Origin of the sequence: Plantibacter sp. Mn2098, from assembly GCF_049319745.1 — a bacterium.
Taxonomy (GTDB): Bacteria; Actinomycetota; Actinomycetes; order Actinomycetales; family Microbacteriaceae; genus Plantibacter.
Window position 1 is genome coordinate 93,123 of record NZ_JBMOUH010000007.1, and the last position, 25,978, is coordinate 119,100.

Annotated in this window: 23 protein-coding genes; 10 read left to right on the plus strand and 13 right to left on the minus strand. The window is 66.9% G+C overall.

Going from position 1 to position 25,978, the window contains the following annotated elements; all coding sequences use genetic code 11:
• Positions 1–52: 52 nt before the first annotated feature.
• From pgl to tkt, 6 genes are read right to left on the minus strand one after another with little or no spacing between them, the layout of a single operon-like run.
• Positions 53–823, minus strand: a complete 771-nt coding sequence (pgl, locus tag ACL9RL_RS12010; protein ID WP_422780488.1) for a 6-phosphogluconolactonase — start codon at positions 821–823, stop codon at positions 53–55.
• Positions 823–1,785 (minus strand): glucose-6-phosphate dehydrogenase assembly protein OpcA, encoded by a 963-nt coding sequence (locus tag ACL9RL_RS12015; RefSeq protein ID WP_422780489.1) that lies wholly within the window; start codon positions 1,783–1,785, stop codon positions 823–825. The genes pgl and ACL9RL_RS12015 overlap by 1 nt, the downstream gene beginning before the upstream one ends.
• On the minus strand, positions 1,782–3,326 hold the full coding sequence (gene zwf / locus ACL9RL_RS12020) for a glucose-6-phosphate dehydrogenase (RefSeq protein WP_422780490.1): 1,545 nt from the start codon (positions 3,324–3,326) through the stop codon (positions 1,782–1,784). The genes ACL9RL_RS12015 and zwf overlap by 4 nt, the downstream gene beginning before the upstream one ends.
• Positions 3,327–3,358: 32 nt before the next feature.
• Positions 3,359–4,972: a glucose-6-phosphate isomerase gene (locus ACL9RL_RS12025; protein ID WP_422780491.1), complete on the minus strand. Its 1,614-nt coding sequence runs from the start codon at positions 4,970–4,972 to the stop codon at positions 3,359–3,361.
• Positions 4,969–6,078 carry a transaldolase gene (gene tal / locus ACL9RL_RS12030; RefSeq protein WP_422780492.1) on the minus strand — a complete coding sequence of 370 codons (1,110 nt, stop codon included), beginning with the start codon at positions 6,076–6,078 and terminating at the stop codon, positions 4,969–4,971. Before tal ends, ACL9RL_RS12025 begins: the two co-directional genes overlap by 4 nt.
• A gap of 24 nt (positions 6,079–6,102) precedes the next feature.
• Positions 6,103–8,193 (minus strand): transketolase, encoded by a 2,091-nt coding sequence (gene tkt / locus ACL9RL_RS12035; RefSeq protein WP_422780493.1) that lies wholly within the window; start codon positions 8,191–8,193, stop codon positions 6,103–6,105.
• Between the two features lie 281 nt (positions 8,194–8,474).
• Here tkt and ACL9RL_RS12040 point away from each other — a divergent pair, with 281 nt between their 5' ends.
• Together ACL9RL_RS12040 and ACL9RL_RS12045 are read left to right on the plus strand one after the other, a co-directional pair.
• Positions 8,475–9,395, plus strand: coding sequence for a heme o synthase (locus tag ACL9RL_RS12040; RefSeq protein ID WP_422780494.1), 921 nt, complete (start codon positions 8,475–8,477; stop codon positions 9,393–9,395).
• 62 nt (positions 9,396–9,457) lie between these two features.
• Entirely contained in the window at positions 9,458–11,995 is a 2,538-nt protein-coding gene (locus ACL9RL_RS12045; protein ID WP_422780680.1) for a DEAD/DEAH box helicase, read from the plus strand.
• A 152-nt stretch (positions 11,996–12,147) separates the two neighbouring features.
• Here the strand turns inward: ACL9RL_RS12045 and ACL9RL_RS12050 are convergent, their stop codons facing one another.
• Entirely contained in the window at positions 12,148–13,182 is a 1,035-nt protein-coding gene (locus ACL9RL_RS12050; protein ID WP_422780495.1) for a COX15/CtaA family protein, read from the minus strand.
• Between the two features lie 286 nt (positions 13,183–13,468).
• Here ACL9RL_RS12050 and sufB point away from each other — a divergent pair, with 286 nt between their 5' ends.
• The 7 genes from sufB to ACL9RL_RS12085 all read left to right on the plus strand — a co-directional run bounded on the left by sufB (position 13,469) and on the right by ACL9RL_RS12085 (position 20,579).
• Positions 13,469–14,887 carry a Fe-S cluster assembly protein SufB gene (sufB, locus tag ACL9RL_RS12055; protein WP_422780496.1) on the plus strand — a complete coding sequence of 473 codons (1,419 nt, stop codon included), beginning with the start codon at positions 13,469–13,471 and terminating at the stop codon, positions 14,885–14,887.
• The gene (gene sufD / locus ACL9RL_RS12060; protein WP_422780497.1) at positions 14,887–16,116 is read left to right on the plus strand and encodes a Fe-S cluster assembly protein SufD; all 1,230 of its coding nucleotides are present in this window, start codon (positions 14,887–14,889) and stop codon (positions 16,114–16,116) included. Before sufB ends, sufD begins: the two co-directional genes overlap by 1 nt.
• The gene (locus tag ACL9RL_RS12065; protein WP_422780498.1) at positions 16,116–16,439 is read left to right on the plus strand and encodes a non-heme iron oxygenase ferredoxin subunit; all 324 of its coding nucleotides are present in this window, start codon (positions 16,116–16,118) and stop codon (positions 16,437–16,439) included. Before sufD ends, ACL9RL_RS12065 begins: the two co-directional genes overlap by 1 nt.
• A gap of 4 nt (positions 16,440–16,443) precedes the next feature.
• Positions 16,444–17,244: a Fe-S cluster assembly ATPase SufC gene (gene sufC / locus ACL9RL_RS12070; RefSeq protein ID WP_422780499.1), complete on the plus strand. Its 801-nt coding sequence runs from the start codon at positions 16,444–16,446 to the stop codon at positions 17,242–17,244.
• A 24-nt stretch (positions 17,245–17,268) separates the two neighbouring features.
• Entirely contained in the window at positions 17,269–17,598 is a 330-nt protein-coding gene (locus ACL9RL_RS12075; protein WP_422780500.1) for a metal-sulfur cluster assembly factor, read from the plus strand.
• Between the two features lie 84 nt (positions 17,599–17,682).
• Positions 17,683–18,831, plus strand: a complete 1,149-nt coding sequence (locus tag ACL9RL_RS12080; protein ID WP_422780501.1) for a MalY/PatB family protein — start codon at positions 17,683–17,685, stop codon at positions 18,829–18,831.
• Positions 18,832–18,980: 149 nt separating this feature from the next.
• A complete protein-coding gene (locus ACL9RL_RS12085) occupies positions 18,981–20,579 on the plus strand; it encodes an ABC-F family ATP-binding cassette domain-containing protein (protein ID WP_422780681.1) in 1,599 nt (532 codons plus the stop codon).
• A 103-nt stretch (positions 20,580–20,682) separates the two neighbouring features.
• On the opposite strand, the gene ACL9RL_RS12090 is transcribed toward ACL9RL_RS12085, so the two are convergent.
• The 4 genes from ACL9RL_RS12090 to ACL9RL_RS12105 all read right to left on the minus strand — a co-directional run bounded on the left by ACL9RL_RS12090 (position 20,683) and on the right by ACL9RL_RS12105 (position 23,114).
• Positions 20,683–21,630, minus strand: a complete 948-nt coding sequence (locus tag ACL9RL_RS12090; RefSeq protein WP_422780502.1) for a phosphotransferase — start codon at positions 21,628–21,630, stop codon at positions 20,683–20,685.
• Between the two features lie 82 nt (positions 21,631–21,712).
• A complete protein-coding gene (locus ACL9RL_RS12095) occupies positions 21,713–22,558 on the minus strand; it encodes an SURF1 family protein (RefSeq protein ID WP_422780503.1) in 846 nt (281 codons plus the stop codon).
• Positions 22,555–22,779, minus strand: coding sequence for a hypothetical protein (locus ACL9RL_RS12100; protein ID WP_422780504.1), 225 nt, complete (start codon positions 22,777–22,779; stop codon positions 22,555–22,557). The genes ACL9RL_RS12095 and ACL9RL_RS12100 overlap by 4 nt, the downstream gene beginning before the upstream one ends.
• A complete protein-coding gene (locus ACL9RL_RS12105) occupies positions 22,776–23,114 on the minus strand; it encodes a DUF3099 domain-containing protein (protein WP_422780505.1) in 339 nt (112 codons plus the stop codon). Before ACL9RL_RS12105 ends, ACL9RL_RS12100 begins: the two co-directional genes overlap by 4 nt.
• An 81-nt stretch (positions 23,115–23,195) precedes the next feature.
• On the opposite strand from ACL9RL_RS12105, the gene fabG reads away from it, so the two are divergent.
• Positions 23,196–23,906, plus strand: a complete 711-nt coding sequence (gene fabG, locus ACL9RL_RS12110; RefSeq protein ID WP_422780506.1) for a 3-oxoacyl-ACP reductase FabG — start codon at positions 23,196–23,198, stop codon at positions 23,904–23,906.
• Positions 23,907–23,998: 92 nt separating this feature from the next.
• Here fabG and serB read toward each other — a convergent pair whose 3' ends face one another.
• Complete coding sequence (serB, locus tag ACL9RL_RS12115) at positions 23,999–24,688, minus strand: phosphoserine phosphatase SerB (RefSeq protein ID WP_422780682.1); 690 nt, start codon at positions 24,686–24,688, stop codon at positions 23,999–24,001.
• Positions 24,689–24,705: 17 nt separating this feature from the next.
• A complete protein-coding gene (locus ACL9RL_RS12120) occupies positions 24,706–25,950 on the minus strand; it encodes a glucose-1-phosphate adenylyltransferase (RefSeq protein WP_422780507.1) in 1,245 nt (414 codons plus the stop codon).
• Between the last annotated feature and the right edge of the window lie 28 nt (positions 25,951–25,978).

Here is a 25,978-nt window from a genome sequence, read left to right on the forward strand (position 1 = left end):
CCGTTCCCAACCGGGAACGGCCTCTTCTGCATGTGTCGACCAGCTGCGCGGTCTAGTACTCCGGCAGGATGAGCGAGTCGGGGACCTCTGCTGCGGCAGCCTGATCCACGAAGAACACCGTGCGCTTGCGCCCCTTGGCGCCGGCGGCGGGAACCTCATTGAAGCTCGCACCGGCGAGGGTCAGGCCGAGTGCGGACGCCTTGTCGTCGCCCGACATCACGAGCCACACCCGCACGGACGAGTTGATCGCCCCACGGGTCAGGCTGAGACGCTCAGGCGGCGGCTTGGGGGAGTTGCGCACGGACACGACCGTCGCATCGGTGACGGTGATCTCGCGACGCTCAGGGAAGAGCGACGCGATGTGGCCGTCAGGACCGACGCCGAGGAACGTGATGTCGAAGCGTGGGAGATCCTGCCCCTCCGGAGCGTGGGAACGCAGCTCCTCCGCATACTGCACGGCAGCATCGTCGAGCTCGACACCCTCATCCGACGCCGCGAAGGCATGGATGTTGGCTGCCGGGACGTCGAGCGCGTCGAGGAGCGCTTCACGCGCCTGGACCTCGTTGCGATCGGCGGAGTCACGGGCGACCCATCGTTCATCGCCCCACCAGAAGTGGACTCGTGAGAAGTCCACCTTGGCGAGGTCCTTCGAAGCGGCGACCGCTGCGAGGGAGCCGATGCCGACGGTGCCGCCCGTGAGAACGACGTGCACCACGTCTTGCCCTTCGAGCAGCTCACGCGTCCTGGAGAGGAAACGCTTCGCAACAGCCGAGGTCAGCTGATCGCGGTCGGGGTAGACGAGTACACGTCGTTCGTTTGCCATCAGCTCGTCCTTGCTCGCAGGGTGACCGGCTCACCGAGGCCGAGGACGCCCTCGGTGATGACCTGGCCGTACAGTGTGTCGGGGTCCAGCGTCCGCAGTTCCTCCGCGAGGCAGTCGCGGAGACTGCGGCGGGGGAGCGACAGGTCGTGCGTCGGCTGACCCGGCTGGATGAGCGTCGCGATGTCCGGCACCGGGCGTTCGAGGACGACGTCCCCGGAGGCACGACTCAGTCGGACACCGTGGATGCCGCTCGATCCGTGCGCCATCGTGAGCTCGTGCGTCACCGAGACCTGCAGCTGGAGCTGCAGCCAGGCGGCGAGGAGCTCGGTCGACGGCGAATCGGCAGCACCGGACACCTGGATGGCGGTGACCTGCTCGTACGGCGGCTGGTCGAGCACGGCGGCGAGCTGTGCACGCCACAGCGTCAGACGGGTCCACGCGAAGTCGGTGTCGCCGGGAGCGTAGTTCTCCGACAGCGCCCGAAGCGCCTCGTGGGTGTTCGAGTGCGACGACGCGTCCGTGATGCGACGCTGTGCGATGCGACCGATGGGCGACGTGGAGACGCGCGCAGGCGCCTCGGCCGGCCACCAGGCGACGACGGGGGCATCGGGCAGGAGGAGGCCGGTGACGAGGCTCTCCTCGTTGTCCGCGACCGCGCCGTACGCGCGGAGGATGACGACCTCGCTCGCACCGGCGTCTCCGCCGACCCGGATCTGGGCGTCGAGTCGGTCGCCGACCTGGCCGGCAGTGCCGGTCGTGTCGGTCGACAGCACGATGACCCGCATGGGGTGCTCGCGCGACGCCTCGTTCGCGGCCTCGATCGCTTCTTCCTCTGCACCGAGCGCAGTGGAGATGACGAGCGTGAGCACACGTCCGAGGGCGACCGCTCCACCGTCTTCACGGATGGTGACGAGCGCCTTCGAGACCTTGCTCGTGGTGGTGTCTGGCAGATCTACGATCATGGTCGCCTCCAAGTGCGTCCGTCGCGGGCCATCAGGGCGTCGGCGGAATCCGGGCCCCAGGTGCCGGGAGCGTACTGCTCCAACGGGGTCTGCTGGGCAGACCAGTACTCTTCGATCGGGTCGAGGATCTTCCAGGAGAGTTCGACCTCCTCGTGACGCGGGAACAACGGCGGGTCGCCGAGCAGCACGTCGAGGATGAGACGCTCGTAGGCCTCCGGGCTCGCCTCGGTGAAGGCGTGTCCGTACCCGAAGTCCATCGTCACGTCGCGCACCTGCGTGCCTGCGCCGGGAACCTTCGAACCGAACCGGATGGTCACGCCTTCGTCCGGCTGCACGCGGATGACGAGTGCGTTCTGGCCGAGGGCGGACGTCTGGCTCTCCGCGAAGAGGTACTGCGGGGCGCGCTTGAACACCACGGCGATCTCGGTCACACGGCGGCCGAGACGCTTGCCGGCACGCAGGTAGAACGGAACACCGGCCCAGCGACGGGTACCGATGTCGAGGCGCATGGCCGCGAACGTCTCCGTCTTGGACTCGGGGTCCATGCCGTCCTCGTCGAGGAAGCCGGTCACCTGCTCGCCGCCCTGCCAGCCGCCGGCGTACTGACCGCGAGCCGTTGAGGCGCTGAGGTCGGCCGGGAGCCGCACAGCTGCGAGGACCTTCTCCTTCTCCGCGCGGAGGTCCGCGGCGTCGAACGAGATGGGCTCCTCCATGGCGGTCAACGCCAGGAGCTGCAGGAGGTGGTTCTGGATGACGTCGCGGGCTGCGCCGATGCCGTCGTAGTAGCCGGCACGACCGCCGACGCCGATGTCCTCGGCCATCGTGATCTGCACGTGGTCGACGTAGTTCGCGTTCCAGATGGGCTCGTAGAGCTGGTTCGCGAAGCGGAGCGCCAGGATGTTCTGGACGGTCTCCTTGCCGAGGTAGTGGTCGATGCGGAAGATCGAGTCGGACGGGAACACGGACTGGACGATGTCGTTCAGCTCGCGCGCCGTCTTCAGGTCGCTTCCGAACGGCTTCTCGATGACCACACGACGCCACTGGCCGTCTTCGGGCTCTGCGAGCCCGGAGCGGCGCAGCTGCTCGGTGACCTGGGGGAACGCCTTCGGCGGGATCGAGAGGTAGAACGCGTGGTTGCCCATCGTTCCACGGTCCCGGTCGAGCTCCTCGACGGTCTCCTTCAGCTTCTCGAACGCAGCGTCGTCACCGAATTCACCCGGGACGAACCGGATGCCCTGTGCGAGCTGGTTCCAGACGTCTTCCTTGAATTCGGTTCTGGCGTACTGCTTCACCGATTCGTGGACGACTTCCATGAAGTCCTGGTCCTCCCAGTCACGACGGGCGAACCCGACGAGGGAGAAACCGGGGGGAAGCAGTCCGCGGTTGGCGAGGTCGTACACGGCCGGCATCAGCTTCTTGCGTGACAGGTCACCTGTCACGCCGAAGATGATGAGACCGCTGGGTCCGGCGATTCGGTTGAGTCGTCGGTCGGAGTCAACCCGCAACGGGTTGGACTCCGGGGTGATATCCACGGGGGACATGCAGCTCCTTGGTCGCTGAGAGTGCGTCGTTCTTATTCGTTGACGGCGTCGAAGAGGGACACGATGTTCTGGTCCGGTGACGTGAGCGTCAGCGTGAGGACCGGGCGACCGTGTTCGGCGAGGACACGGGCGTCGCCGCCTGCCTGCGCCTGGATGAGCTGACCGAACGTGAACGGACGAGCGGGGATCTCGAGGTCGACGGGTGCCGTCTCGGTGATCTGCAGGAACACGCCGGTGGCTGGACCACCCTTGTGGTACTGGCCCGTGGAGTGCAGGAAGCGCGGGCCCCAACCGAACGTCGTCGGACGACCGGCCTTCGCGGCGACGAGGTCGCGGATGCTCTCGAGCTGCGGCGATGCGAGGCGGTCGACGTAGGCCTGGACGGAGACGTAACCGTCTTCGCCGAGCGTTGCGACGAGTGCGTCGATGGCGCCGGACAGCGTCGTGACGCCGTTCAGGAGCTCGGCGCTGCCGCGGACCTCGATGCCGTCTGCGACGAACGCGGGGGCGGTGGGCTCCGGGCGTGCGTCGAGCAGGCCACGCGTCGCGACCTTCGCGGACTCGACGTCCGGCTGGTCGAACGGGTCGATGCCGAGCAGGCGGCCGGCGACGGCCGTCGCGTACTCCCACACCAGCATGAGGGTTCCGAGGCTGCCGCTGATGAGGATCTCGCCCTCGTGGCGGTCGCGCGGGAACAGGTGCAGCGCGTGGGCGTCGTCGACGATGCGGACGATCTGGAGATCGGCCGGCTTCGCCTCGAGTTCAGGGGCCAGCGTGTTCAGCACAACGGGCAGGAGGCCCTTGCCGATCTTGCCGGTGGACTCGGCGATCAGCTGCTCGATCCAGTCCGGGAACCCGACGATGTGGGTGCCGTCCGTGATGAGGCCCAGCTTGTCGCGCAGGGGAGAGGTGCCGGCGATCGCGGCGCCCAGGATGAGGCCGGGGTTCGACGGGTCGTCGATCGCGAGCTCGAGCAGCGCGGACTCCGCGTCGTCGAGCAACGCGCCGATGTCGACGCCTGCGAGGCCCGACGGCACGAGGCCGAACGCGGTCAGGGCGCTGTAGCGTCCACCCACGTTGGGGTCGGCGTTGAAGACGCGGTAGCCGGCGTCCTTGGCAGAAGCCTCGAGCGGCGAGCCCGGGTCGGTGACGACGACGATGCGACCGGTGGGGTCGATGCCGGCGTCGCGGAACGCCTGCTCGTACGTGCGGCGCTGGCTGTCCGTCTCGACCGTCGAGCCCGACTTGGAGGACACGACGAGCACGGAGGTCTCGAGGCGGTCAGCAAGAGCGCTGAGCACCTGGCCTGGGGCCGTGGAGTCCAGCACGGTCAGCTGACCGTCGAGCGTGTTCGTGATGACCTCAGGCGCGAGCGAGGAGCCGCCCATGCCCGCGAGCACGATGTGGTTGATGCCCTGTTCGTGCAGTTCCTCGCGGAGGGCGAGGATCGGCTCGACGAGCGGACGGGAGACCGAGACGGCCTCCGTCCAGCCGAGGCGCTTGGCGGCCTCGGCCTCGGCCGCAGGGCCCCACAGCGTGGGGTCCTGCGACGTGATGCGGGATGCGACGAGGTCGGCGACGAGCGTCGGGACGACGTTCGCTACGGCCTCCTCTGCAGCTCCGCTGACGTGGATCTTGAAGCTCACTTGGACGCCTCCAGCGCAGCGGTCACGGTGTCGAGGAGTTCGTTCCAGGAAACGATGAACTTCTCGACGCCCTCCTTCTCGAGGAGCGCGGTGACGTCGTCGTAGGAGATGCCGAGTGCGGCGATCGCGTCGAGGACGCCGTTCGCGTCGGCGTAGGAACCGGTGACGGTGTCGCCCGTGATGACGCCGTGGTCGAAGGTCGCTTCGAGCGTCTTCTCCGGCATCGTGTTGACGACGCCGTCTGCGACGAGCTGCGTCACGTAGAGCGTGTCAGGCAGCTCGGGGGACTTGACGCCGGTCGACGCCCAGAGCGGACGCTGACGGTTCGCGCCGGCCTCGAGGAGGACGGTGGCACGCTCGCTGGAGAACTCCTGCTCGAACGCCTCGTAGGCGAGCTGAGCGTTCGCGACGCCTGCCTTGCTCTTCAGTGCGACGGCCTCCGGCGTGCCGACGGCCTCCAGGCGCTTGTCGATCTCGGTGTCGACACGCGACACGAAGAACGAGGCGACGGAGTGGATCGTCGACAGGTCGTGGCCGGCGGCCTTGGCCTGCTCGAGACCGGTGAGGAACGCGTTGACGACCTCGCGGTAACGGGCGAGGCTGAAGATCAACGTGACGTTGACGCTGATGCCGGCGCCGATGACGGCGGTGATGGCCTCGAGGCCCTCGACCGTCGCCGGGATCTTGATCATGGCGTTGGGCTGGTCGACCTTGGCCCAAAGCTCCTTCGCCTGCTTGATCGTGGCGGCTGCGTCGTGCGCGAAGCCCGGCTCGACCTCGATCGAGACCCGGCCGTCGTAGCCGCGCGACGAGTCGTAGATGGGGCGGAAGATCTTGGACGCCTCTGCGACGTCGTCGGTGGTGATCTCGAAGACCGCCTCCGTGACGTTCTTGCCGGCAGCTGCCAGCTCGGCGACCTGCTCCTTGTAGACGTCGCCGTTGCTCAACGCGGAAGCGAAGATCGTCGGGTTCGTGGTGACACCGACGACGTTGCGGTCGGCGATGAGCTGCTGCAGTCCGCCGGACTGGATGCGCTCGCGCGACAGGTCGTCGAGCCAGATGCTGACGCCGGCTGCGGAGAGCTGGGCGGTGGGGGTTTCAGTCATGTTCTTCTATCTCCTTCGCCCGGGCTACTTGCCGAGCGTGTCTTTGGCGGCCGAGACGACGGCCTCCGTCGTGATACCGAATTCGCGGAACAGGGTCTTGTAGTCGGCCGATGCGCCGAAGTGCTCGATCGACACCGTGCGACCTGCGTCGCCGACGATGCTCTTCCAGGTCAACGCGAGACCGGCCTCGACCGATACCCGAGCGGTGATCGCTGCTGGCAGAACGTGCTCGCGGTACTCTGCGGACTGCTCCTCGAACCACTCGAGGGCCGGGACCGAGACGACACGAGCGTTGACGCCTTCGCCGCGGAGCGCCTCACGGGCGTCGACGGCGAGCTGGAGCTCGGAACCCGTCGCGATGAGGATGACGTCGGGCGTGCCGCCTGGCGCCTCCGCGAGGATGTACGCGCCCTTGGCGACGTTCGCGGCCGAGGCGAAGGTCTCGCCGACGGCGTCGCCCTCTCCACGCTCGAACACCGGGATGTTCTGACGCGTGAGCGCGATGCCGGCCGGGCCGCCACGACGCTTGAGGATCTCGAGCCATGCGTATGCGACCTCGTTGGCGTCACCTGGACGCACGACGGCGAGGTTCGGGATGGCGCGGAGCGTTGCGAGCTGCTCGATCGGCTGGTGCGTCGGGCCGTCCTCGCCGAGGGCGACGGAGTCGTGGGTCCACACGAAGATGGACGGCACGTTCATGAGCGCGGCGAGACGGACTGCCGGACGCATGTAGTCGCTGAAGATGAGGAAGGTGCCGCCGAACGCGCGCGTCGGGCCGTGGAGCACGATGCCGTTCAGGATGGCGGCCATCGCGTGCTCACGGATGCCGAAGTGCAGCACACGACCGTACTGGTTGCCCGTCCACTCGTGCGTGGAGTGCTCGCTCGGGATGAACGAAGCGCCGCCCTCGATCGTCGTGTTGTTCGACTCCGCGAGGTCGGCCGAGCCGCCCCACAGTTCCGGCAGCACGCCGCCGAGTGCGTTGAGGACCTTGCCGGATGCTGCGCGGGTCGAGACGTCCTTGCCTGCCTCGAAGACGGGCAGAGCCGCTTCGACGCCCTCGGGGAGTTCGCCGGCCAGCAGGCGCTGGAGGAGTTCGTTGCGCTCGGGGTTGGCTGCAGCCCACGCGTCGAACTGGACCTGCCAGGCCGCGTGCTCTTCGGCACCGCGGTCGACGGCCTTGCGCGTGTGCTCGATGACCTCGTCAGCGACGAAGAAGTTCTGCTCCGGGTCGAAGCCGAGGACTTCCTTGACCGCTGCGAGCTCCTCAGCGCCGAGAGCCGAACCGTGGATCTTGCCCGTGTTCTGCTTCTTCGGTGCCGGCCAGCCGATGATCGTCTTGAGGATGATGAGCGACGGCTTGTCGGTGACGGCCTTGGCCGCTTCGATCGCGTCGTTCAGGGCGTGCACGTCCTCGACGTACTCGCCTGTCTTCTTCCAGTCGACGACCTGGACGTCCCAGTGGTAGGCCTCGTAGCGGGCCTTGACGTCTTCGGTGAAGGCGATGTTGGTGTCGTCCTCGATCGAGATCTGGTTGGAGTCGTAGATCGCAATGAGGTTGCCGAGCTGCTGGTGGCCGGCGAGCGAGGAAGCCTCGCTCGTGACGCCTTCCTGCAGGTCGCCGTCGCCGGCGATGACGTAGACGAAGTGGTCGAAGGGGCTCTTGCCCGCTTCTGCCTCAGGATCGAACAGACCGCGCTCGAAGCGCGAGGCGTAGGCGAAGCCGACGGCGGACGCGAGGCCCTGGCCGAGCGGGCCGGTCGTGATCTCGACGCCGTCGGTGTGTCCGAACTCCGGGTGCCCGGGAGTCTTCGAACCCCAGGTGCGGAGCGACTCGATGTCTTCGAGCTCGAGGCCGTAGCCACCGAGGTAGAGCTGGACGTACTGCGTCAACGAGCTGTGTCCGACCGACAGGATGAACCTGTCCCGGCCGAGCCAGTGCTGGTCGTGCGGATCGCGCCGCATGACCTTCTGGAACAGCAGGTAAGCGGCTGGAGCGAGGCTCATCGCGGTGCCCGGATGACCGTTGCCCACTTTCTCGACCGCATCGGCGGCGAGAACACGCGCCGTGTCGACTGCTTTGTTGTCAATGGGATCCCACTGCAGAGCTGCCACTGAATACTGACCCTTCTCATCGGAACAGGGTGTCGGCAGCGTCGCCGCCGGCCCCTACTGTGCGTTCGCGTGCCCACGACGTCTTCGGCGCCCGCGCCGCGCACGCCACGAGCATCGTTTCGGAAGCTCGGGAGGACGCTGCACGGTGGCTAGCGAGCGTTCCCAGCATAGCGAAACGCACACCTGACGGGGGCACCTTTCGTCATGCGGGACCGGCGCACTCCCAGCTTTGGCATAGAATTGCGGGCGAGACGTGTCCCCGAGACATGGTTAGAGGAGCAATGGACGTCGCAGTAGAAGAACGGGTCCGACCCGCAAAGATCGGGTTCTCGCGGAAGGCGAAGGCGTACGTAGCCCTCACGAAGCCCCGCGTGATGGAACTCCTCCTGGTGACGACCATCCCGGTGATGATCCTCGCCCAGGGCGGCCTGCCGAACCTGTGGCTCGTCATCGCGACGGTCATCGGCGGCTCGTTGAGCGCCGGTTCAGCCGCCGCGTTCAACTGCTATTTCGATCGTGACATCGATGCGGTCATGGACCGCACGAAGAAGCGGCCGCTCGTCACCGGTGAGGTGACGCCGCGTGAAGCGCTCGTGTTCGCGTGGACCCTCGGCGTGGTCTCCACGGTGTGGCTGTTGCTGACCACCAATTGGCTCGCTGCGGCACTCTCCGTCGGCGCCATCCTCTTCTACGTTCTCATCTACACGCTGTGGTTGAAGCGCCGCACGGAGCAGAACATCATCTGGGGCGGCATCGCCGGATGCTTCCCGGTGCTCATCGGATGGTCGGCCGTCACCGGCTCGCTCACCTGGGCCCCCGTCATCCTCTTCGGCGTCGTCTTCCTCTGGACGCCGCCGCACTACTGGCCGCTGTCCATGAAGTACCGCAGCGACTACAAGGCCGTCGACGTCCCCATGCTCGCCGTGACGCGCGGCCGCGCACAGGTCGGCCTGCAGGTCATCCTGTACGCGTGGGCGACCGTCGTGTGCTCGCTGCTCCTCATCCCCGTCGCCGACATGGGCATCCTGTACAGCGTCGTCGCGTTCGTCTCCGGTGGTTGGTTCGTCTACGAGACCCACCGCCTGTACAACCTCGCGATCCGCCACGAGAACGTGTCGCCCATGCGCGTGTTCCACGGCTCCATCACGTACTTGACGCTCCTGTTCCTCGCCGTCGGCATCGACCCGCTGCTGCCGTTCTGAGCGGCGTGAGCATCGTCAGCGAGGAAGCCGACCAGCCGAGGGACGAGGACTTCGTCGATCCGGTGCGCACAGCGCTCGTCGACCACCTCCCGGACGATCCGACGAGCGACGCGATCTTCGACGCCTTCGTCGAGTGGGCGGAGCACGACGGCCTGTCGCTGTATCCGGCACAGGAGGAAGCCCTCATCGGCATCGTGGACGACGCGAACGTCATCCTCTCCACGCCGACGGGGACGGGCAAGTCCCTCGTCGCTGCCGGCGCGCACTTCCAGGCCCTCGCGACCGGACGGCGCAGCTACTACACGGCCCCGATCAAAGCCCTCGTGAGCGAGAAGTTCTTCGCGCTCGTCGAAGCGTTCGGCGCTGAGAACGTCGGCATGGTGACGGGGGACTCCTCGGTCAACTCCGACGCCCCGATCATCTGTTGCACCGCCGAGATCGTCGCCAACCTGGCACTGCGCCACGGCTCGGATGCCGGCATCGACCAGATCGTGATGGACGAGTTCCACTACTACGCCGACCCGGACCGCGGGTGGGCCTGGCAGGTGCCGCTGCTGTTGCTGCCCGACACGCAGTTCGTGCTCATGTCGGCGACCCTCGGCGACGTCACCGAGCTGTCCGCGGACCTCAGCCGTCGCACCGGGCGGGAGACCGCCATCGTGACCGGTGTCGAGCGACCGGTTCCGCTCCACTTCTCCTACGCGACGACCCCCATCCACGAGACCGTCGAAGAACTGCTCCACACGGGGCAGGCGCCGATCTACATCGTGCACTTCGCGCAGGCGGCGGCGCTGGAGCGGGCCCAGGCGCTCACGAGCATCAAGATCGTCAGCCGGGAGCAGCGGGACGAGATCGCGGCGGCCATCGGCGATTTCCGCTTCTCCACGGCGTTCGGCACGACACTGTCACGTCTGGTGCGCAGCGGGATCGGCGTGCACCACGCCGGCATGCTGCCGAAGTACCGCCGACTCGTCGAGCAGCTCGCCCAGCGCGGCCTGCTGCGCGTCATCTGCGGGACGGACACACTCGGCGTCGGCATCAACGTCCCGATCAGGACCGTGCTGTTCACCGCCCTCACGAAGTACGACGGCACGAAGATGCGCCAGCTGAACGCGCGAGAGTTCCACCAGATCGCCGGGCGCGCCGGCAGGGCCGGCTTCGACACGGCCGGCACCGTCGTCATCCAGGCGCCGGAGCACGAGAGCGACAACCTCAAGGCGATCGAGAAGGCCGGCGACGACCCGAAGAAGCGACGCAAGATCGTCCGCAAGAAGGCTCCGGAGGGGTTCGTCTCCTGGGGGCAGCCGAGCTTCGAACGCCTCGTCGCAGCCGAGCCGGAAACGCTCACGAGCCACATGCAGATGACCCACGCCATGCTGCTCAACGTCATCGCCCGCGGGGGAGACGTCTTCGGCACCGTGCGCACCCTCGTCTTCGAGAACCATGAGCCTCGGGCCAAACAGTTCGCCCTGGCCCGGAAGGCGCTGGAGATCTACCGGACGCTGCGGACCGCTGGTGTCATCACCCAGGACATCGACCCCGAGACCGGCGAGGTGATCATCGGACTCACGGTGGACCTGCAACCGAACTTCGCACTCAACGCACCGTTGTCGCCCTTCGCCCTCGCGGCGTTCGAACTCATCGACCCCGACCAGCCAGGCTTCGCCCTCGACATCATCTCGGTGGTCGAGTCGACGCTCGACGACCCCAGGGCGATCGTGTTCGCGCAACAGCACCTCGCCCGCGGTGAAGCCGTCGCCGCGATGAAGGCCGATGGCATCGAGTACGAGCAGCGGATGGAGCTGCTGGAGGAGATCACCTACCCGAAGCCGCTGCAGGAGCTCCTCGAGGCCGCATTCCAGAGCTACACCGCCGCCCAGCCCTGGGCACTCGACCTGGAGCTCCGACCGAAGGCCGTCGTCCGGGACATGGTGGAGCGCGCCCTCAACTTCAGCGAGCTGGTGTCGTTCTACGGCCTGTCCCGCTCGGAGGGGCTTGTGCTCCGCTACCTCTCCGACGCGTTCCGCGCCATCAGGCAGAGCGTCCCGGACGAGTTCAAGGACGAGGAGCTGCTCGACCTCATCGAGTGGCTCGGCGAGCTGGTCCGCCAGGTCGACTCGAGTCTCCTCGACGAGTGGGAGGAACTGTCCCACCCCGATCCTGCCAAGCACAATCAGATCGCCAACTCCCTGCCGCCTGCGCCGCGCAGCGTCCTGGCGAATCGGCGTGCATTCACCGTGCTCGTGCGCAACGAACTCTTCCGGCGGGTGCAGATGGCATCGCTCGAACGCTACGACGCGCTCGGCGAGCTCGATCAGTCTGCGGGTTTCGACGCCGACGCCTGGGCCGATGCGATGGACCCGTACTTCGAGGAGCACGGCCAGCTGCCGACGGGTGCCGACGCGCGCAGCCCTGCACTGCTCGTGATCGACGAGACGGACGAGGCGTCAGGCTCGGTGTGGCACGTCCGCCAGGTCTTCGCCGACCCGGCCGGGGACCACGACTGGGGGATCGACGCCGACGTGGACCTCGACGCGTCGGAGGAGACCGGCACGGCCGTCGTCCGCGTCACGGCCGTCGGCATGCGCGACCGCTACTAGTCCGGCACCCCGAGCCCCGGCATCGAGCACAACTCCTTCAATTCCTCGGTCGCCCGGCGGTGACCCGCGGAATTCCGCGGGCCACCGCCGATGGCGGCTCGAATTGAAGGAGTTGTGCTCGAGAGGACGAGCGATGGTGGTGGCGCAGACGGTCAGACGGCGACCGCTCCGGCGCGCTCGGACTCAGCGGCGGGAGCCGCGACCTCGCGGGGGACCGTCAGGCTCAGGATGACGTTCGTCATGGCGGCGACCAGCAGTGCCGCGAGGACCATGTGGATGCCCACGAGCAACTCGGGCAGACCGAGACGCGCCTGCGTCAGACCGACCGCGATCTGGACGAACTCGACGGCGATGAGCAGCACAACGGCGACGCGCAGCCGACGCACGACGGTGGCGCCGACGACGGGGATCTGCGCCCGACCGACCACCCACGCGCCGATCAGGAGCACAACGGTCGCCGCGAACGTCGCGTACGCTGGCCAGCTGTGCAGGTGCTGCAGGAACTCCGGGTCGAGTCCGTTGCGGAGCGCAGGGACGTCCTTCGAGTTGTCTCCGGCGTGCGGGCCTGCACCGGTCGTGAGGATGCCGAAGAGGACGGTGATCGCCACGAAGAGCGACGTGACGTGCGCGACGATGCGGTACCAGCTCGGCACGACGTGCACGGAGCCCTTCGGGCCGCGGTAGACGCGGAACAGCAGCGCCGCGGTCAACGCGACCAGCACGATCGACACCACGAAGTGCATCCCGACGATGTACGGGTTCAGTCCGGTGAGCACCGTGATGCCGCCGATGACGGCCTGCGCGGGGATCGAGAGCCCCTGCAGCAGCGTCAGCCAGAAGAGGTCGCGACGCTCCTTGCGCATCCGCACGACGGACAGGAACGCTGCGATGACGATGATCACGATGACGCCCGTCAGCGTCCGGTTGCCGAACTCGATGATGCCGTGGATGCCCATCTCCGGCGTCGACACGAACGACCCGTCCGTGCACTTCGGCCACGTCGGGCAGCCGAGCCCGGACGCCGTCAGCCGAACGGCGCCGCCTGTGCCGATGAGGACCACCTGGAAGATGAACGACAGCCAGGCGAACACCCGGACGGGACGGGTCACGGTCGCAGGAAGCCAGGCCACGAATCGGGAGAAGACCGAGGTCGACGGTGAGGCTGGCGCAGGGGCGGACGTTGACACAGAGGTGGTCCTTCGTTCTCTTCGACTGGATGATGAGGATGACCTCACCCAAAACGCACAGCAACCTGTAGGATTATGAGGTTCACGGTGCGCGCGACAGCGAAACGGACCGCGGAGACGGATACTCCACGACCGAGGCCGCAGCGCCATGGTTCATGAACATTGTAGGTACGCAATGAAGCCGCCCGCACACTCCCTTCCCATCACGATGTGGCATGCCTGCGTCGCGGGGAGGGAATGACGACCGTCGCCCGGCGGTTGTCTCGAGGGAGGAAAAGAGGGACACATGTCAGACATCCTGATCGAACGCCCGGAGCTCGACGGACTCGGACAATACGAGTTCGGTTGGCACGACGGCGACGCAGCAGGCGCCTCCGCCCGCCGAGGGATCAACACCGAGGTCGTCAGCGACATCTCCAGCCTCAAACACGAACCGGACTGGATGCTCCAACGCCGCCTGAAGGCGCTGCAGTTGTTCGAGCGCAAGCCCATGCCGTTGTGGGGAGCAGACCTCTCCGACATCGATTTCGACAACATCAAGTACTTCGTCCGTTCGACGGAGAAGCAGGCCCAGACCTGGGAAGACCTGCCGGACGACATCAAGAACACGTACGAGAAGCTCGGCATCCCAGAGGCCGAGCGTCAGCGCCTCGTGTCCGGCGTCGCAGCCCAGTACGAGTCAGAGGTGGTCTACCACCAGATCAACGAAGAGCTCGAAGCCCAGGGCGTCATCTTCATGGACACGGACACCGCTCTGCGCGAGCACCCCGAGTTCTTCGAGGAGTACTTCGGAACCGTCATCCCCTCCGGCGACAACAAGTTCGCCGCCCTCAACACGGCCGTGTGGTCCGGCGGCTCGTTCGTCTACGTTCCGCCTGGCGTCCACGTCGAGATCCCCCTGCAGGCCTACTTCCGCATCAACACGGAGAACATGGGCCAGTTCGAGCGGACGCTCATCATCGCCGACGAGGGCAGCTACGTCCACTACATCGAGGGCTGCACGGCCCCGATCTACAAGTCGGACTCGCTGCACTCCGCCGTTGTGGAGATCATCGTGAAGAAGAACGCCCGCGTTCGCTACACGACCATCCAGAACTGGTCGAACAACGTCTACAACCTCGTCACGAAGCGCGCCACGGCAGCCGAGGGCGCCACCATGGAGTGGATCGACGGCAACATCGGTTCCAAGGTCACCATGAAGTACCCGTCCATCTACCTCATGGGCGAACACGCGAAGGGCGAGACGCTCTCCGTGGCCTTCGCCGGCCCAGGCCAGCACCAGGACGCCGGCGCGAAGATGATCCACATGGCTCCGTACACGCAGTCGTCGATCGTCTCCAAGTCGATCGCCCGTGGCGGCGGTCGTGCGGGGTACCGCGGTGAGGTCCGGGTCGACGCGAACGCGCACCACTCGGCCAACACGGTCCGATGCGACGCGCTGCTCGTCGACACCATCTCCCGCAGCGACACGTACCCGGCCATCGACATCCGTGTCGACGACGTCCAGCTGGGCCACGAGGCCACGGTGTCCAAGGTCAGCGAGGAGCAGCTCTTCTACCTCATGAGCCGCGGCATGCCGGAGGACGAGGCCATGGCCATGATCGTCCGCGGCTTCATCGAGCCGATCGCTCGTGAGCTGCCCATGGAGTACGCACTCGAACTCAACAAGCTCATCGAGATGGGCATGGAAGGATCAGTCGGTTAATGACGACTGCAGCACCGACTCAGACCCAACTTCCCGAAGGCCAGCACGGCATCAAGGCGCACAGCGACGGAGCAGGGAAGGTCGTTCCCGTCCAGACGCGCTCCGAGCGGTTCGCCTCGTTCGACGTCAACGACTTCGCAGCCGTCACCGGCCGCGAGGCCGTGTGGAAGCTCAGCCCTGTCGGAACCTTCACCGACCTCACGGCCGGCGAGCTCGACGGCTCCACGTACCCCATCGAGGCCGATGACGTCGACGGCGTGACCCTCGAATGGATCGACCGGGCCGATGCCCGCATCGCCGTCGTCGGCGTTCCAGAGGAGCGTGCGTCCGCCAATGCGTGGTCGAGCTTCGATCAGGCGTTGTCCATCACGATCGACGGCGAAGAGGCGAAGACCGTCGTCGTCAAGCGCTCCGCGCTCGGCGACGGCCCGCGCGCCGCGCACACCGTCATCACCGCGAAGCCGTTCAGCCGCGGTCTCGTCATCATCGAGAACTCGGGCGACGCCCGTCTCACCGAGAACGTCGAGATCGTCGTCGGCGACCAGGCCGACATCACCGTCGTGAGCGTGCAGTGGTGGAACGACGAAGCCGTGCACCTCGCGAACCACTTCGCCACGATCGGCCGCGATGCCCGCCTCAAGCACGTCGTCGTGTCGCTCGGCGGCAAGGTCGTCCGCGTCAACCCGACGCTGCACCTGAACGGTCAGGGCTCCGACCTCGAAGCGCTCGGCGTGTACTTCGCCGACGCAGGTCAGCACCTCGAGCAGCAGGTGTACATGCACCACAACGCCGCCAACACGCGCGGACGCGTCACGTACAAGGGCGCGCTCCAGGGCGCCGGTGCGCGCACGGTGTGGATCGGTGACGTACTCATCAGCAACAGCGCGGTCGGCACGGACAGCTACGAACAGAACCGCAACCTCGTGCTCACGGACGGCACCCGCGCGGACTCCATCCCGAACCTCGAGATCGAGACCGGCGACATCGCCGGCGCCGGCCACGCGAGTGCGACCGGTCGGTTCGACGACGAGCAGCTGTTCTACCTGCAGGCCCGAGGCATCCCGGAGGACCAGGCCAGGCGCCTCGTTGTCCGCGGCTTCCTCACGGAGATCGTGCAGCAGATCGGTGACGCAGCCCTGCAGGAACGCCTGCAGGATGCAATCGAGGCCGAACTGCTCGGCACCCCGGTCTCAGCGTCCACCGGCGCCCAGGGCGGAGCGCAGCAGTAGTGGCGTCCAAGGTGTGCTCGTTCGACGAGCTCGCCGTCAACCAGGCCAAACGGGTCGTGGTGGACGGCGTGCCGATCGCGCTCGTCCGCGATGCGAATGACGACGTCTTCGCCATCGGCGACACCTGCACGCATGGCGACATCTCCCTGTCAGAGGGCTTCGTCGAGGACGGCAACCTCGAGTGCTGGGCGCACGGCTCCCAGTTCTCCCTCACCACGGGGAAGCCGCTCACCCTCCCGGCCTACGAGCCGGTCCCCGTCTACGTCGTCGAACTGGTCGACGGCGACATCTACATCGACCCGACCGCAACGAAAGAGATCTAGCACCATGTCAGTACTTGAAATCCGCGATCTGCACGTCAGCGTCGAGACCGACCAGGGCACCAAGCCGATCCTGCGCGGCGTCGACCTGACCATCAACAAGGGTGAGACGCACGCCATCATGGGCCCGAACGGCTCTGGCAAGTCCACCCTCGCGTACACGATCGCCGGCCACCCGAAGTACACGGTGGACAGCGGATCGATCACGCTCGACGGCGAAGACGTCCTGGCCATGTCGGTCGACGAGCGCGCACGCGCCGGCCTCTTCCTCGCGATGCAGTACCCCGTCGAGATCCCGGGCGTCACGGTCACGAACTTCCTCCGCACCGCCAAGACGGCGATCGACGGTGAGGCTCCTGCGATCCGCACGTGGATCAAGGACGTCCGCCAGTCGATGAAGGACCTCCGCATGGACGCGGCCTTCGCCGAGCGCAATGTGAACGAGGGCTTCTCCGGTGGAGAGAAGAAGCGCCACGAGATCCTGCAGCTCGAACTCCTCAAGCCGAACTTCGCGATCCTCGACGAGACCGACTCCGGACTCGACGTCGACGCGCTCAAGATCGTGTCTGAGGGCGTCAACCGCGCCAAGGAGAACACCGGTCTCGGCGTCCTGCTCATCACGCACTACACGCGCATCCTCCGCTACATCAAGCCGGACTTCGTGCACGTGTTCGTGAACGGGCAGATCGCGGAGCAGGGCGGCCCTGAGCTCGCCGACCGTCTTGAGGACGAGGGTTACGACCGTTTCCTGGTCGATGCGGACGGCGAGTCTGCTGCGGCTCCGTCGGACGATACCGCCACCGTCTAGCGCCACCGGGGCTAAGATAACGACATGGTAACAACACTGAGTCCGCAGAAGTTCGACGAGGTCGAGGAAGCGCTCAAGGACGTTATGGATCCAGAGCTCGGGATCAACGTCGTCGACCTCGGTCTGATCTACGACCTCGGCTGGGACGACGAGAACAACGCGCTCATCATCCACATGACCCTGACCTCTGCCGGCTGCCCGCTGACCGATGTGCTCGAAGAGCAGACCGGTCAGGCGCTTGACGGCGTTGTCGAGGCGTTCCGCATCAACTGGGTGTGGATGCCGCCCTGGGGTCCTGAGCGGATCACCGACGACGGCCGCGACATGATGCGCGCCCTCGGCTTCGCGATCTGACGTCGCACCGCAACCGCTGAACGCGGGTGGGATCACTCCCACCCGCGTTTTCGCGTGTCATGGGCGCGGACTAGGGTCGAGGGTATGGAATCCGTCGCCGCAGACCCCATCGACGTGCTCCGCTCGCGGACGAGCGAGAAGTGGTCGGAGTATCCGCCGGATGTCGTGCCGATGTTCGTCGCGGAAATGGACGCGCCGCTCGCGCCCGTCATCCGGGAGACCCTCCATGCGGCGATCGACCGCGGAGATGCGGGCTACGTCGCCAGCAGGACCCGGTTGCCGGAGGTCTTCGCAGCATTCGCGGAGCGCCGCTGGGGTTGGGACGTCGACCCGGCTTCGGTGTTCACCACGGCCGACGTCAGCATGGGCATCGTCGAGATCCTCCGTCGAGTGATCTCGCCGGGAGACGGCGTCGTCATCAATCCGCCGATCTATCCGCCGTTCCCTGAGCTCGTCGCAGAGGCCGGCGGGACGGTCGTCGAGGTGCCGCTCGTCCGGCGTGACGCCGGTTGGTCCCTCGATCTCGACGGCCTCGAAGCCGCGTTCCGGGCGGGTGCCACAGCGTACCTGCTCTGCAATCCGCACAACCCGATCGGCCGCCCGCACCCGCGGGAGGAGCTGATCGCCGTGGCCGCTCTCGCCGCACGATACGACGTGGCCGTTGTGAGCGACGAGATCCACGCACCGCTCACCCAACCCGATGCGACGTTCACCCCGTTCCTGAGCGTCTCGGACGATGCCAGACGTCAGGGCTTCTCTGTGCTCGCGGCCAGCAAGGCGTGGAACCTCGCCGGCTTGAAGTGCGCCATGATGATCAGCGCCTCACCCGAGCATCGCGCCGTCCTGTCCGGGATGCCGGTCGAGGTGTCATGGCGGACCGGACAGTTCGGGCTCCTCGCGAGCATCGCCGCGTTCGAGGACGGAGAGCCGTGGCTCGACGGCCTCCTCGCGATGCTCGACGACAACAGGCGCTTGCTCGCTACGGAACTCGCCGAACACCTGCCCGAGGTCCGGTACGTCGTTCCAGAGGCCGGCTACCTCGCCTGGCTCGACTTCTCGGAGCTGGGATGGGGAGACAACCCGAGCAGACGGATCCTGCGCGAGGCGCGCATCGCACTCCAGGCAGGCAAGCCGTTCGGCACGCCGGGCGCGGGCTTCGCACGGCTCAATTTCGCGTGCGCGCCTGAAACGATCTCGGCAGCGGTCCGCGCCATCGCATCGCTCAGGGGCTGAGTCCGGGGCCGCACGAGTCCTGCCCATCGGTCCCGGCGGCTCGGAGGGGAATTCCGATGCGCCCAGACGGTTTAGGATAGAAGGCTGACCCCCACCCTTCCGCGTTGCCGCCACGTCGCCGCATCGCACCCAAAGAAATGGACTACGCCTTGCTGAGTGTGCACGACCTTGAAATCCGCGTGGGGGCACGCGTGCTGATGGAAGGCGTCAACTTCCGCGTCTCCGACGGCGACAAGATCGGCCTCGTCGGCCGCAACGGCGCTGGCAAGACCACGCTCACGAAGACGCTCGCGGGGGAGACGCTGCCGACCAAGGGCCGCATCGACCGTACCGGCGAGATCGGCTACCTGCCGCAGGACCCGCGCTCCGGCAACCCGGAGGACCTCGCGCGCACGCGCATCCTCGACGCACGCGGCCTCGGCCAGCTCGCGCTCGGCATGCAGGAGTCCAGCCTCGCGATGGCGAGCGACGACCCGGCAGTGAGCGCCGCGGCCATGAAGAAGTACGGCAACCTCACCGACCGCTTCAACGCGCTCGGCGGGTATGCGGCCGAGGCGGAGGCTGCGTCCATCGCGAGCAACCTGAATTTGCCCGACCGCATCCTCGACCAGCCGCTCAGCACCCTCTCCGGAGGTCAGCGTCGGCGCATCGAGCTGGCGCGCATCCTCTTCTCCGATGCCCAGACCATGATCCTCGATGAGCCGACGAACCACCTCGACGCCGACTCCGTCGTCTGGCTGCGTGAGTTCCTGAAGCAGTACAAGGGCGGCTTCATCGTCATCACCCACGACATCGAGCTCGTCGGCGAGACCGTCAACCGCGTCTTCTACCTCGACGCGAACCGCACGGTCATCGACGTCTACAACATGAACTGGAAGAACTACCTCCGCCAGCGGGAGGCCGACGAGGAGCGCCGCAAGAAGGAGCGCGTCAACGTCGAGAAGAAGGCGACCGCGCTGCAGCTCCAGGCTGCGAAGTTCGGGGCGAAGGCGAGCAAGGCGGCAGCCGCCCACCAGATGGTGGCTCGCGCCGAGAAGATGCTCTCCGGCCTCGAGGAGGTCCGCGCCCAGGACCGCGTCGCCAAGCTGCGGTTCCCGACGCCGGCCCCGTGCGGCAAGACGCCGCTCATGGCGAGCAACCTGTCCAAGAGCTACGGTTCCCTGGAGATCTTCACCGCGGTGGACCTCGCGATCGACCGCGGTTCGAAGGTCGTGATCCTCGGTCTCAACGGTGCAGGCAAGACGACGCTCCTCCGTATCCTCGCCGGTGTGGACAAGCCGGACACCGGCCGCCTCGAACCAGGCCACGGACTCCGCGTCGGCTACTACGCTCAGGAACACGAGACCATCGACGTCAAACGCAGCGTGCTGGAGAACATGGTCTCCTCCTCGCCGAACATCACCGAGATGGAAGCGCGTCGTGTGCTCGGATCGTTCCTCTTCACGGGTGACGACTCCGCCAAGCTCGCCGGTGTGCTCTCCGGCGGCGAGAAGACACGTCTCGCACTCGCGATGATCGTCGTCTCCGGCGCCAACATGCTGCTGCTCGACGAACCCACCAACAACCTCGACCCGGCCAGCCGCCTCGAGATCTTGGACGCGCTCGCGCACTACGAGGGCGCGGTCGTCCTGGTGAGCCACGACGAGGGCGCCGTCGAGGCGCTGAACCCGGAACGCGTGCTCATCATGCCCGACGGCGTCGAGGACCACTGGACCAAGGACTACTCGGACCTCATCAGCCTCGCCTGATCCGGATACACGCCACCACGGTGAGACCTCCGTTCGCGTGAGACACTCGGCATCCCAGCCGGGCGTCTCACGCGAACGGAGGTTTCGTCGTTCCGGCGCGTGCTCAGCGTCGGGGATCGAGCCGGCGCTCCAACCAGGCGAGCATGACTGCTCCCTGGCGCCGCTGAGCATCACGGATCGTGGGGAGTCCGGCAGGGGCCGGACGCTTGGCCGCGTCGATGAAGTAGCCCGTGAGACCCGCGATGACGCCGTCGAGGTCATCACGCTCGACGCCGTCGAACAGCGGATGGTCGACGATGATGGCGTCGGCGTCGAACGTCGGGCGCCCGAGCAGCGCATCGCCGAGCACACCGACCCCGTCGAACCACGCTCTCCCGCGGTTGGCCCACGGCCAGTCGACGATGACGATGCCGCCGTCCCTCGTGACGAGGATGTTGTCCGCGCGGAGATCCGTGTGGATCAGGCCGTCGCCGTCGAGCGCCGGAAGCGCGCCCATCGCGAACCGATCGAGCCACGCGACGCGGGACTCGCTCCACCCGGCGGGCAGCTCGGTCCCGTCCTCCAACATGCGCCGCCACCCGCCGAACGTCCCGGCGAGATCAACGCTCGCGTAGGGGAGCACATGCTGAGGGTCGCGGACCTCGAGGTCATCGAGCTGTGCCACGGTGTCGAGGACCGCCCAGATCTCGTCAGCATTGCACGGCGCCTGCGGCTGAGCCCCGGCGACATCTTCCAGGACGATCGCGACCCAGTCGTCGTCATCCAGGCTGCCGAGCATGCTCGGAGCGGGCGCATCAGCCGGGATGACCTCCATCACGGCGATCTCGCGGCGGTGGATCGTCGGCGTGTCAGGATTGAGGGACGTGCCGCACGCTTTGACGAACGCGCGTCGACCTCCACGGGTGACCACCCGATCCGCCGTGCCGGGGGAGAATCCGCCTGGCTGCGAATGCCACTCGACGACCTCGTCGCCGATGATCCGCTCGACCCCGCGCTGCACACCGACCGGGAGGTCCTGCCAGCCGATTCGTCCGTTCGTCGATCCGTCCATCGACGAAGTCTATCGATCGGCCCCGCCCGGACGGCAAGTGTTCAGGCGACGGGTGCGAGCGATCCTGTGGGGGCGTGTCAGCTCAGCGGTGCGACTCGAGGATGGCGTCCTCGACGTCCGCATCGGACTTCGCCTTCGCGGCGGCCTTCTTCGCTCGAGCGGCGGCACGCACCTGCTCCCGGGGATCATCGGAGTTGCGGATGCGGTACTCCTGCCGGATGGCGTAACCGAGGAACAGGAAGCCCATGATCGCGAAGACGATCCATTGGAACGCGTAGGAGAGGTGCGGCCCCTCGTCCGGAACGGGCTTCTGCGCGGGCAGCGGTGTCGGATCCGTGGCGTGCGGGGTCTCGGAGACGAGGAGCCCGTAGGCGCCCGTGTACAGGTTGTCGCCGTGGATCTCCTTGATCTGCGGCAGGTTGATCGTGGCCAGCTGTCCCTCTGCTGCGCCTCGACCAGGCAGCGTCGGCTCGCCGCCCTTCAACCGGGCGACGACCTCGACGGTGCCCTTCGGCGCCGCAGGGACGACGTCGGGGAGGTCCTGTGCAGCCCCGGCCGGCAGCCAGCCCCTGTCCACCATAAACACGCGGCCGTCGGCGAGTTGCAGCGGGACGAGCTGCTCGAATCCCGGGTTCCCGTCACGCGGTCGGTTGCGCACGAGGAGCTGCTGGTCGTCGAGGTACTTGCCCGTCATCGAGATCGGGTGCCACTCGTCGTCCAGCGTGAACGAACCGAGCTTCGGAAGGGCTTCATCGATCGGAATCGGCGCCGCGTCGAAGTTCTGCGCGACCCGGCCGATCTCCGCCTCCTTGTCCGCACGGCGCGAGAGCTGCCAGTTGGACAGGAGCACACACACGATGGCGAACACGATCACCACACCGAGATACCCGAGCCACCGCCGACTGAACGCGAAACGCCAACCCCTCACGAGGCCTCCTCCTGATGCAACCGGTGACGTGCCACCGGGAACGAACGTGCTCCGAGGAACTCTGCGAGGTAGTCGACGTGCTCATCGCACGCGAGCCATACCTTCACGCGGTCCTCCGTGTGGATCTTGGGGTTGCGCCACTCGATACGCCAGCTCGCGTCCGCCCGACATCCGGCGCGGGAGCATACGAGTCCGTCCGGGCCCTGTCCGATGCCGATCATCGGGTCTGGTCCTGGTCGGTCTGGTCGGACTTCGCGCCCGCGTCCGCCGGAGACTGCGACTGCGACTGCGACATCGTGCGTGGATCCACAACGACACCGGTGGGCCGATCATGCTGCCCGACACCTGGCGTGGATCCGACGTTCGCCAGGATCACCGCGACATACGGCAGGAAGATCGCGCCGGCTGCGAACACGAACATCCACCCGCCGTGGACGAATGGAAGCGCGCCAAGGCACAGTACGCGAATACCCATGGTGATCGAGTACTTGATGACCCGCCCGCGCCGTTCATCGTCCGGCGACGGGGGGAGTGAGGTGATGCTCGGCTGCTTCATGCACCTCCAAGACTACGCTTCCAAACCACCTATGCTGGTACGGGCCGAAAGGCCGGTTGGACGCGCGAGAGGAAACTGAACATGACGACGCCACGCACAGTGCTCATCACCGGAGGCAACCGAGGAATCGGTTACTCGATCGCCGAGGAATTCATCGCACAAGGACACCGCGTCGCGGTGACCGCCCGGTCCGGTGAAGGCCCAGCGGGAAGCCTGACGGTCCGTGCGGACGTCACAGACACGGCATCGGTCGACGCCGCGTTCACCGAGATCGAGGCCGCATACGGTCCCGTCGAGGTCCTCGTCGCGAACGCCGGCATCACGAAGGACACCCTGCTCATGCGGATGAGCGACGACGACTTCGACTCCGTCGTCGACACGAACCTCGGCGGATCATTCCGCGTCGTCAAGCGCGCATCGAAGGGCATGCTCAAGGCCCGCTTCGGCCGCATCGTGCTGATCTCGAGCGTGGTCGGACTCCTCGGGTCGGCCGGCCAGGTCAACTACGCGGCCTCGAAGAGCGGGCTCGTCGGCATGGCGCGCTCCATCACTCGGGAGTTGGGCGCCCGCGGCATCACCGCGAACGTCGTCGCCCCCGGCTTCATCGAGACGGACATGACCGCAGAACTGCCCGCGGATCTGCAGGCCGAGTACAAGAAGAACATCCCCGCCGGCCGGTTCGCCACCGCAACCGAGGTCGCACGCGTGGTGACCTGGATCTCCGGTGACGACGCCGGCTACATCTCCGGCGCGGTCATCCCGGTCGACGGCGGTCTCGGGATGGGTCACTGACCGCGACCCCTCGCTGAATCGGCTGTGGCCCCATCGGATCATCCGATGGGGCCACAGTCGTCTGCTCGGGGCTCCGAGCCTGACGCGGCGGTTCAGCCGGAGACGGGCGCCCGGAGCCCGAGCACGGAGAGCACGGTGCGGAGGTCGACGACCCCGGCGACGACATCCGCCGTCTCACGGACGATCGGCTTCGCGTTGAACGCGACCGAGAGGCCGGCCTCAGCCATCATCCGCAGGTCGTTCGCGCCGTCACCGACCGCGACGGTCCGTTCGATCGGCACGCCATCTGCGGCAGCCCATTCCCGGAGCGCCTCGGCTTTCGCCTCTGCGTCGATGATCGGACCGACGAGGCCGCCCGTCAGGACGCCGTCGCGGACCTCGAGGCGATTCGCGCGCACATGATCGAGGCCGAGGGATGCCGCGAGCGGATCGAGCAGTTCGTGGAATCCGCCTGAGACCACGCCGATCGTCGAGCCGTGGTTATGCAGCCCCGCGATGAGCTCGCGCAGCCCACGCGTCTCGACGATCCGTTCGCCCACCGATGCGAAGGCCGAAACTGGAATGCCCGCGAGCGTGGACACCCTGGCCCGCAGGCTCTCGGCGAAGTCGAGCTCTCCGCGCATCGCACGCTCGGTGATGTCCGCGACCTGGTCGCGACTGCCAGCCTCCTCGGCGAGGAGCTCGATGACCTCGTTCTCGATGAGCGTGGAGTCCGCATCCAGGACCACGAGGAACCGGACGCGAGTCCCATCCGCACGTTCAGCCGATGCAGCGGACACCATCGGTGAACGTTCGATACTCATGGAACGACGCGTACTCCCTTGCCGACGACGGTGAGACCTGACTCGGTGACCGTAAAGCCGCGGGCGCGGTCCCGGTCGTGGTCGACGCCGACGCGAGCGCCTGCGGTGACCACCACATCCTTGTCCAGGATAGCCCGCTGGACGAAGGCGTCCGGTTCGATGCGCACCTTGTCGAAGATGACGGAGTCGACGACATGCGCGCCGGACTCCAGGAGTGCCCAGGGTCCGAGGACGCTCCGTTCGATGTGCGCGCCGGAGATGAGCGAGCCGAGCGACACGATCGAGTCGATGACCTGCCCGAGGTTCCCCTTGGCATCGCGCACGAACTTCGCGGGGGGCGAGTTCAACTGCTGGCTGAAGATCGGCCAGTCGCGGTTGTACAGGTTGAACACCGGGAGTGTCGAGATGAGGTCCTGGTGCGCTTCGAAGAAGGAGTCGATCGTCCCGACGTCGCGCCAGTAGTACCGGTCGCGATCGGTCGAGCCCGGAACGTCGTTGCGCTGCAGGTCGTAGACGCCCGCGAGCCCCTGCGAGACGAAGTGGGGGATGATGTCGCCACCCATGTCGTGGTTCGAGGAGGTGAGCTCTCCGTCGCTGATGACCGCCTCGATGAGCGCGTCGGCGTCGAAGACGTAGTTGCCCATCGACGCGAGGATCTCACCTGGAGAGTCCGGGAGGCCCGGCGGGTCCAGCGGCTTCTCGAGGAACTGGGCGATCTTCGTCGGATCGCTCGGATCCACATCGATCACCCCGAACTGGTCAGCGAGCGAGATCGGCTGGCGGATGGCGGCGACGGTCGCCTTCTGCCCCGAGTCGATGTGCGCCTGGATCATCTGCGCGAAGTCCATCCGGTACACGTGGTCGGCGCCGACCACAACGACGATGTCTGGCTTCTCGTCGCGGATCAGGTTGAGGCTCTGCAGGATCGCATCGGCCGAGCCGCTGAACCAGCGCTTGCCGAGCCGCTGCTGCGCAGGCACGGAGGCGACGTACGAGTCGAGGAGGCCGGAGAGCCGCCACGTCTGGGACACGTGCCGGTCGAGGCTGTGGGACTTGTACTGCGTGAGCACAACGATCTGCGTGAGTCCGGAGTTGATGAGGTTCGAGAGCGCGAAATCGATGAGACGGTACTGGCCGCCGAACGGCACGGCCGGTTTCGCCCTGTCCGCCGTGAGCGGCATCAGACGCTTGCCTTCCCCACCCGCGAGCACGATTCCGAAGATCTTCTTTGATGTCGCCATGCCTTCACAGTAGATGGTCGAACAGGAC

Excerpts from the sequence above, each read along its gene's own strand:
- zwf (WP_422780490.1), bottom strand. The coding sequence starts at position 3,326 with ATGTCCCCCGTGGATATCACCCCGGAGTCCAACCCGTTGCGGGTTGAC.
- ACL9RL_RS12100 (WP_422780504.1), bottom strand. The coding sequence starts at position 22,779 with ATGATCGGCATCGGACAGGGCCCGGACGGACTCGTATGCTCCCGCGCC.
- ACL9RL_RS12120 (WP_422780507.1), bottom strand. The coding sequence starts at position 25,950 with ATGGCGACATCAAAGAAGATCTTCGGAATCGTGCTCGCGGGTGGGGAA.
- tal (WP_422780492.1), bottom strand. The coding sequence starts at position 6,078 with ATGACTGAAACCCCCACCGCCCAGCTCTCCGCAGCCGGCGTCAGCATC.
- ACL9RL_RS12075 (WP_422780500.1), top strand. The coding sequence starts at position 17,269 with ATGGTAACAACACTGAGTCCGCAGAAGTTCGACGAGGTCGAGGAAGCG.
- ACL9RL_RS12090 (WP_422780502.1), bottom strand. The coding sequence starts at position 21,630 with ATGGACGGATCGACGAACGGACGAATCGGCTGGCAGGACCTCCCGGTC.
- fabG (WP_422780506.1), top strand. The coding sequence starts at position 23,196 with ATGACGACGCCACGCACAGTGCTCATCACCGGAGGCAACCGAGGAATC.
- ACL9RL_RS12105 (WP_422780505.1), bottom strand. The coding sequence starts at position 23,114 with ATGAAGCAGCCGAGCATCACCTCACTCCCCCCGTCGCCGGACGATGAA.
- pgl (WP_422780488.1), bottom strand. The coding sequence starts at position 823 with ATGGCAAACGAACGACGTGTACTCGTCTACCCCGACCGCGATCAGCTG.
- sufB (WP_422780496.1), top strand. The coding sequence starts at position 13,469 with ATGTCAGACATCCTGATCGAACGCCCGGAGCTCGACGGACTCGGACAA.
- sufC (WP_422780499.1), top strand. The coding sequence starts at position 16,444 with ATGTCAGTACTTGAAATCCGCGATCTGCACGTCAGCGTCGAGACCGAC.
- ACL9RL_RS12015 (WP_422780489.1), bottom strand. The coding sequence starts at position 1,785 with ATGATCGTAGATCTGCCAGACACCACCACGAGCAAGGTCTCGAAGGCG.
- ACL9RL_RS12080 (WP_422780501.1), top strand. The coding sequence starts at position 17,683 with ATGGAATCCGTCGCCGCAGACCCCATCGACGTGCTCCGCTCGCGGACG.
- serB (WP_422780682.1), bottom strand. The coding sequence starts at position 24,688 with ATGGTGTCCGCTGCATCGGCTGAACGTGCGGATGGGACTCGCGTCCGG.
- sufD (WP_422780497.1), top strand. The coding sequence starts at position 14,887 with ATGACGACTGCAGCACCGACTCAGACCCAACTTCCCGAAGGCCAGCAC.
- ACL9RL_RS12040 (WP_422780494.1), top strand. The coding sequence starts at position 8,475 with ATGGACGTCGCAGTAGAAGAACGGGTCCGACCCGCAAAGATCGGGTTC.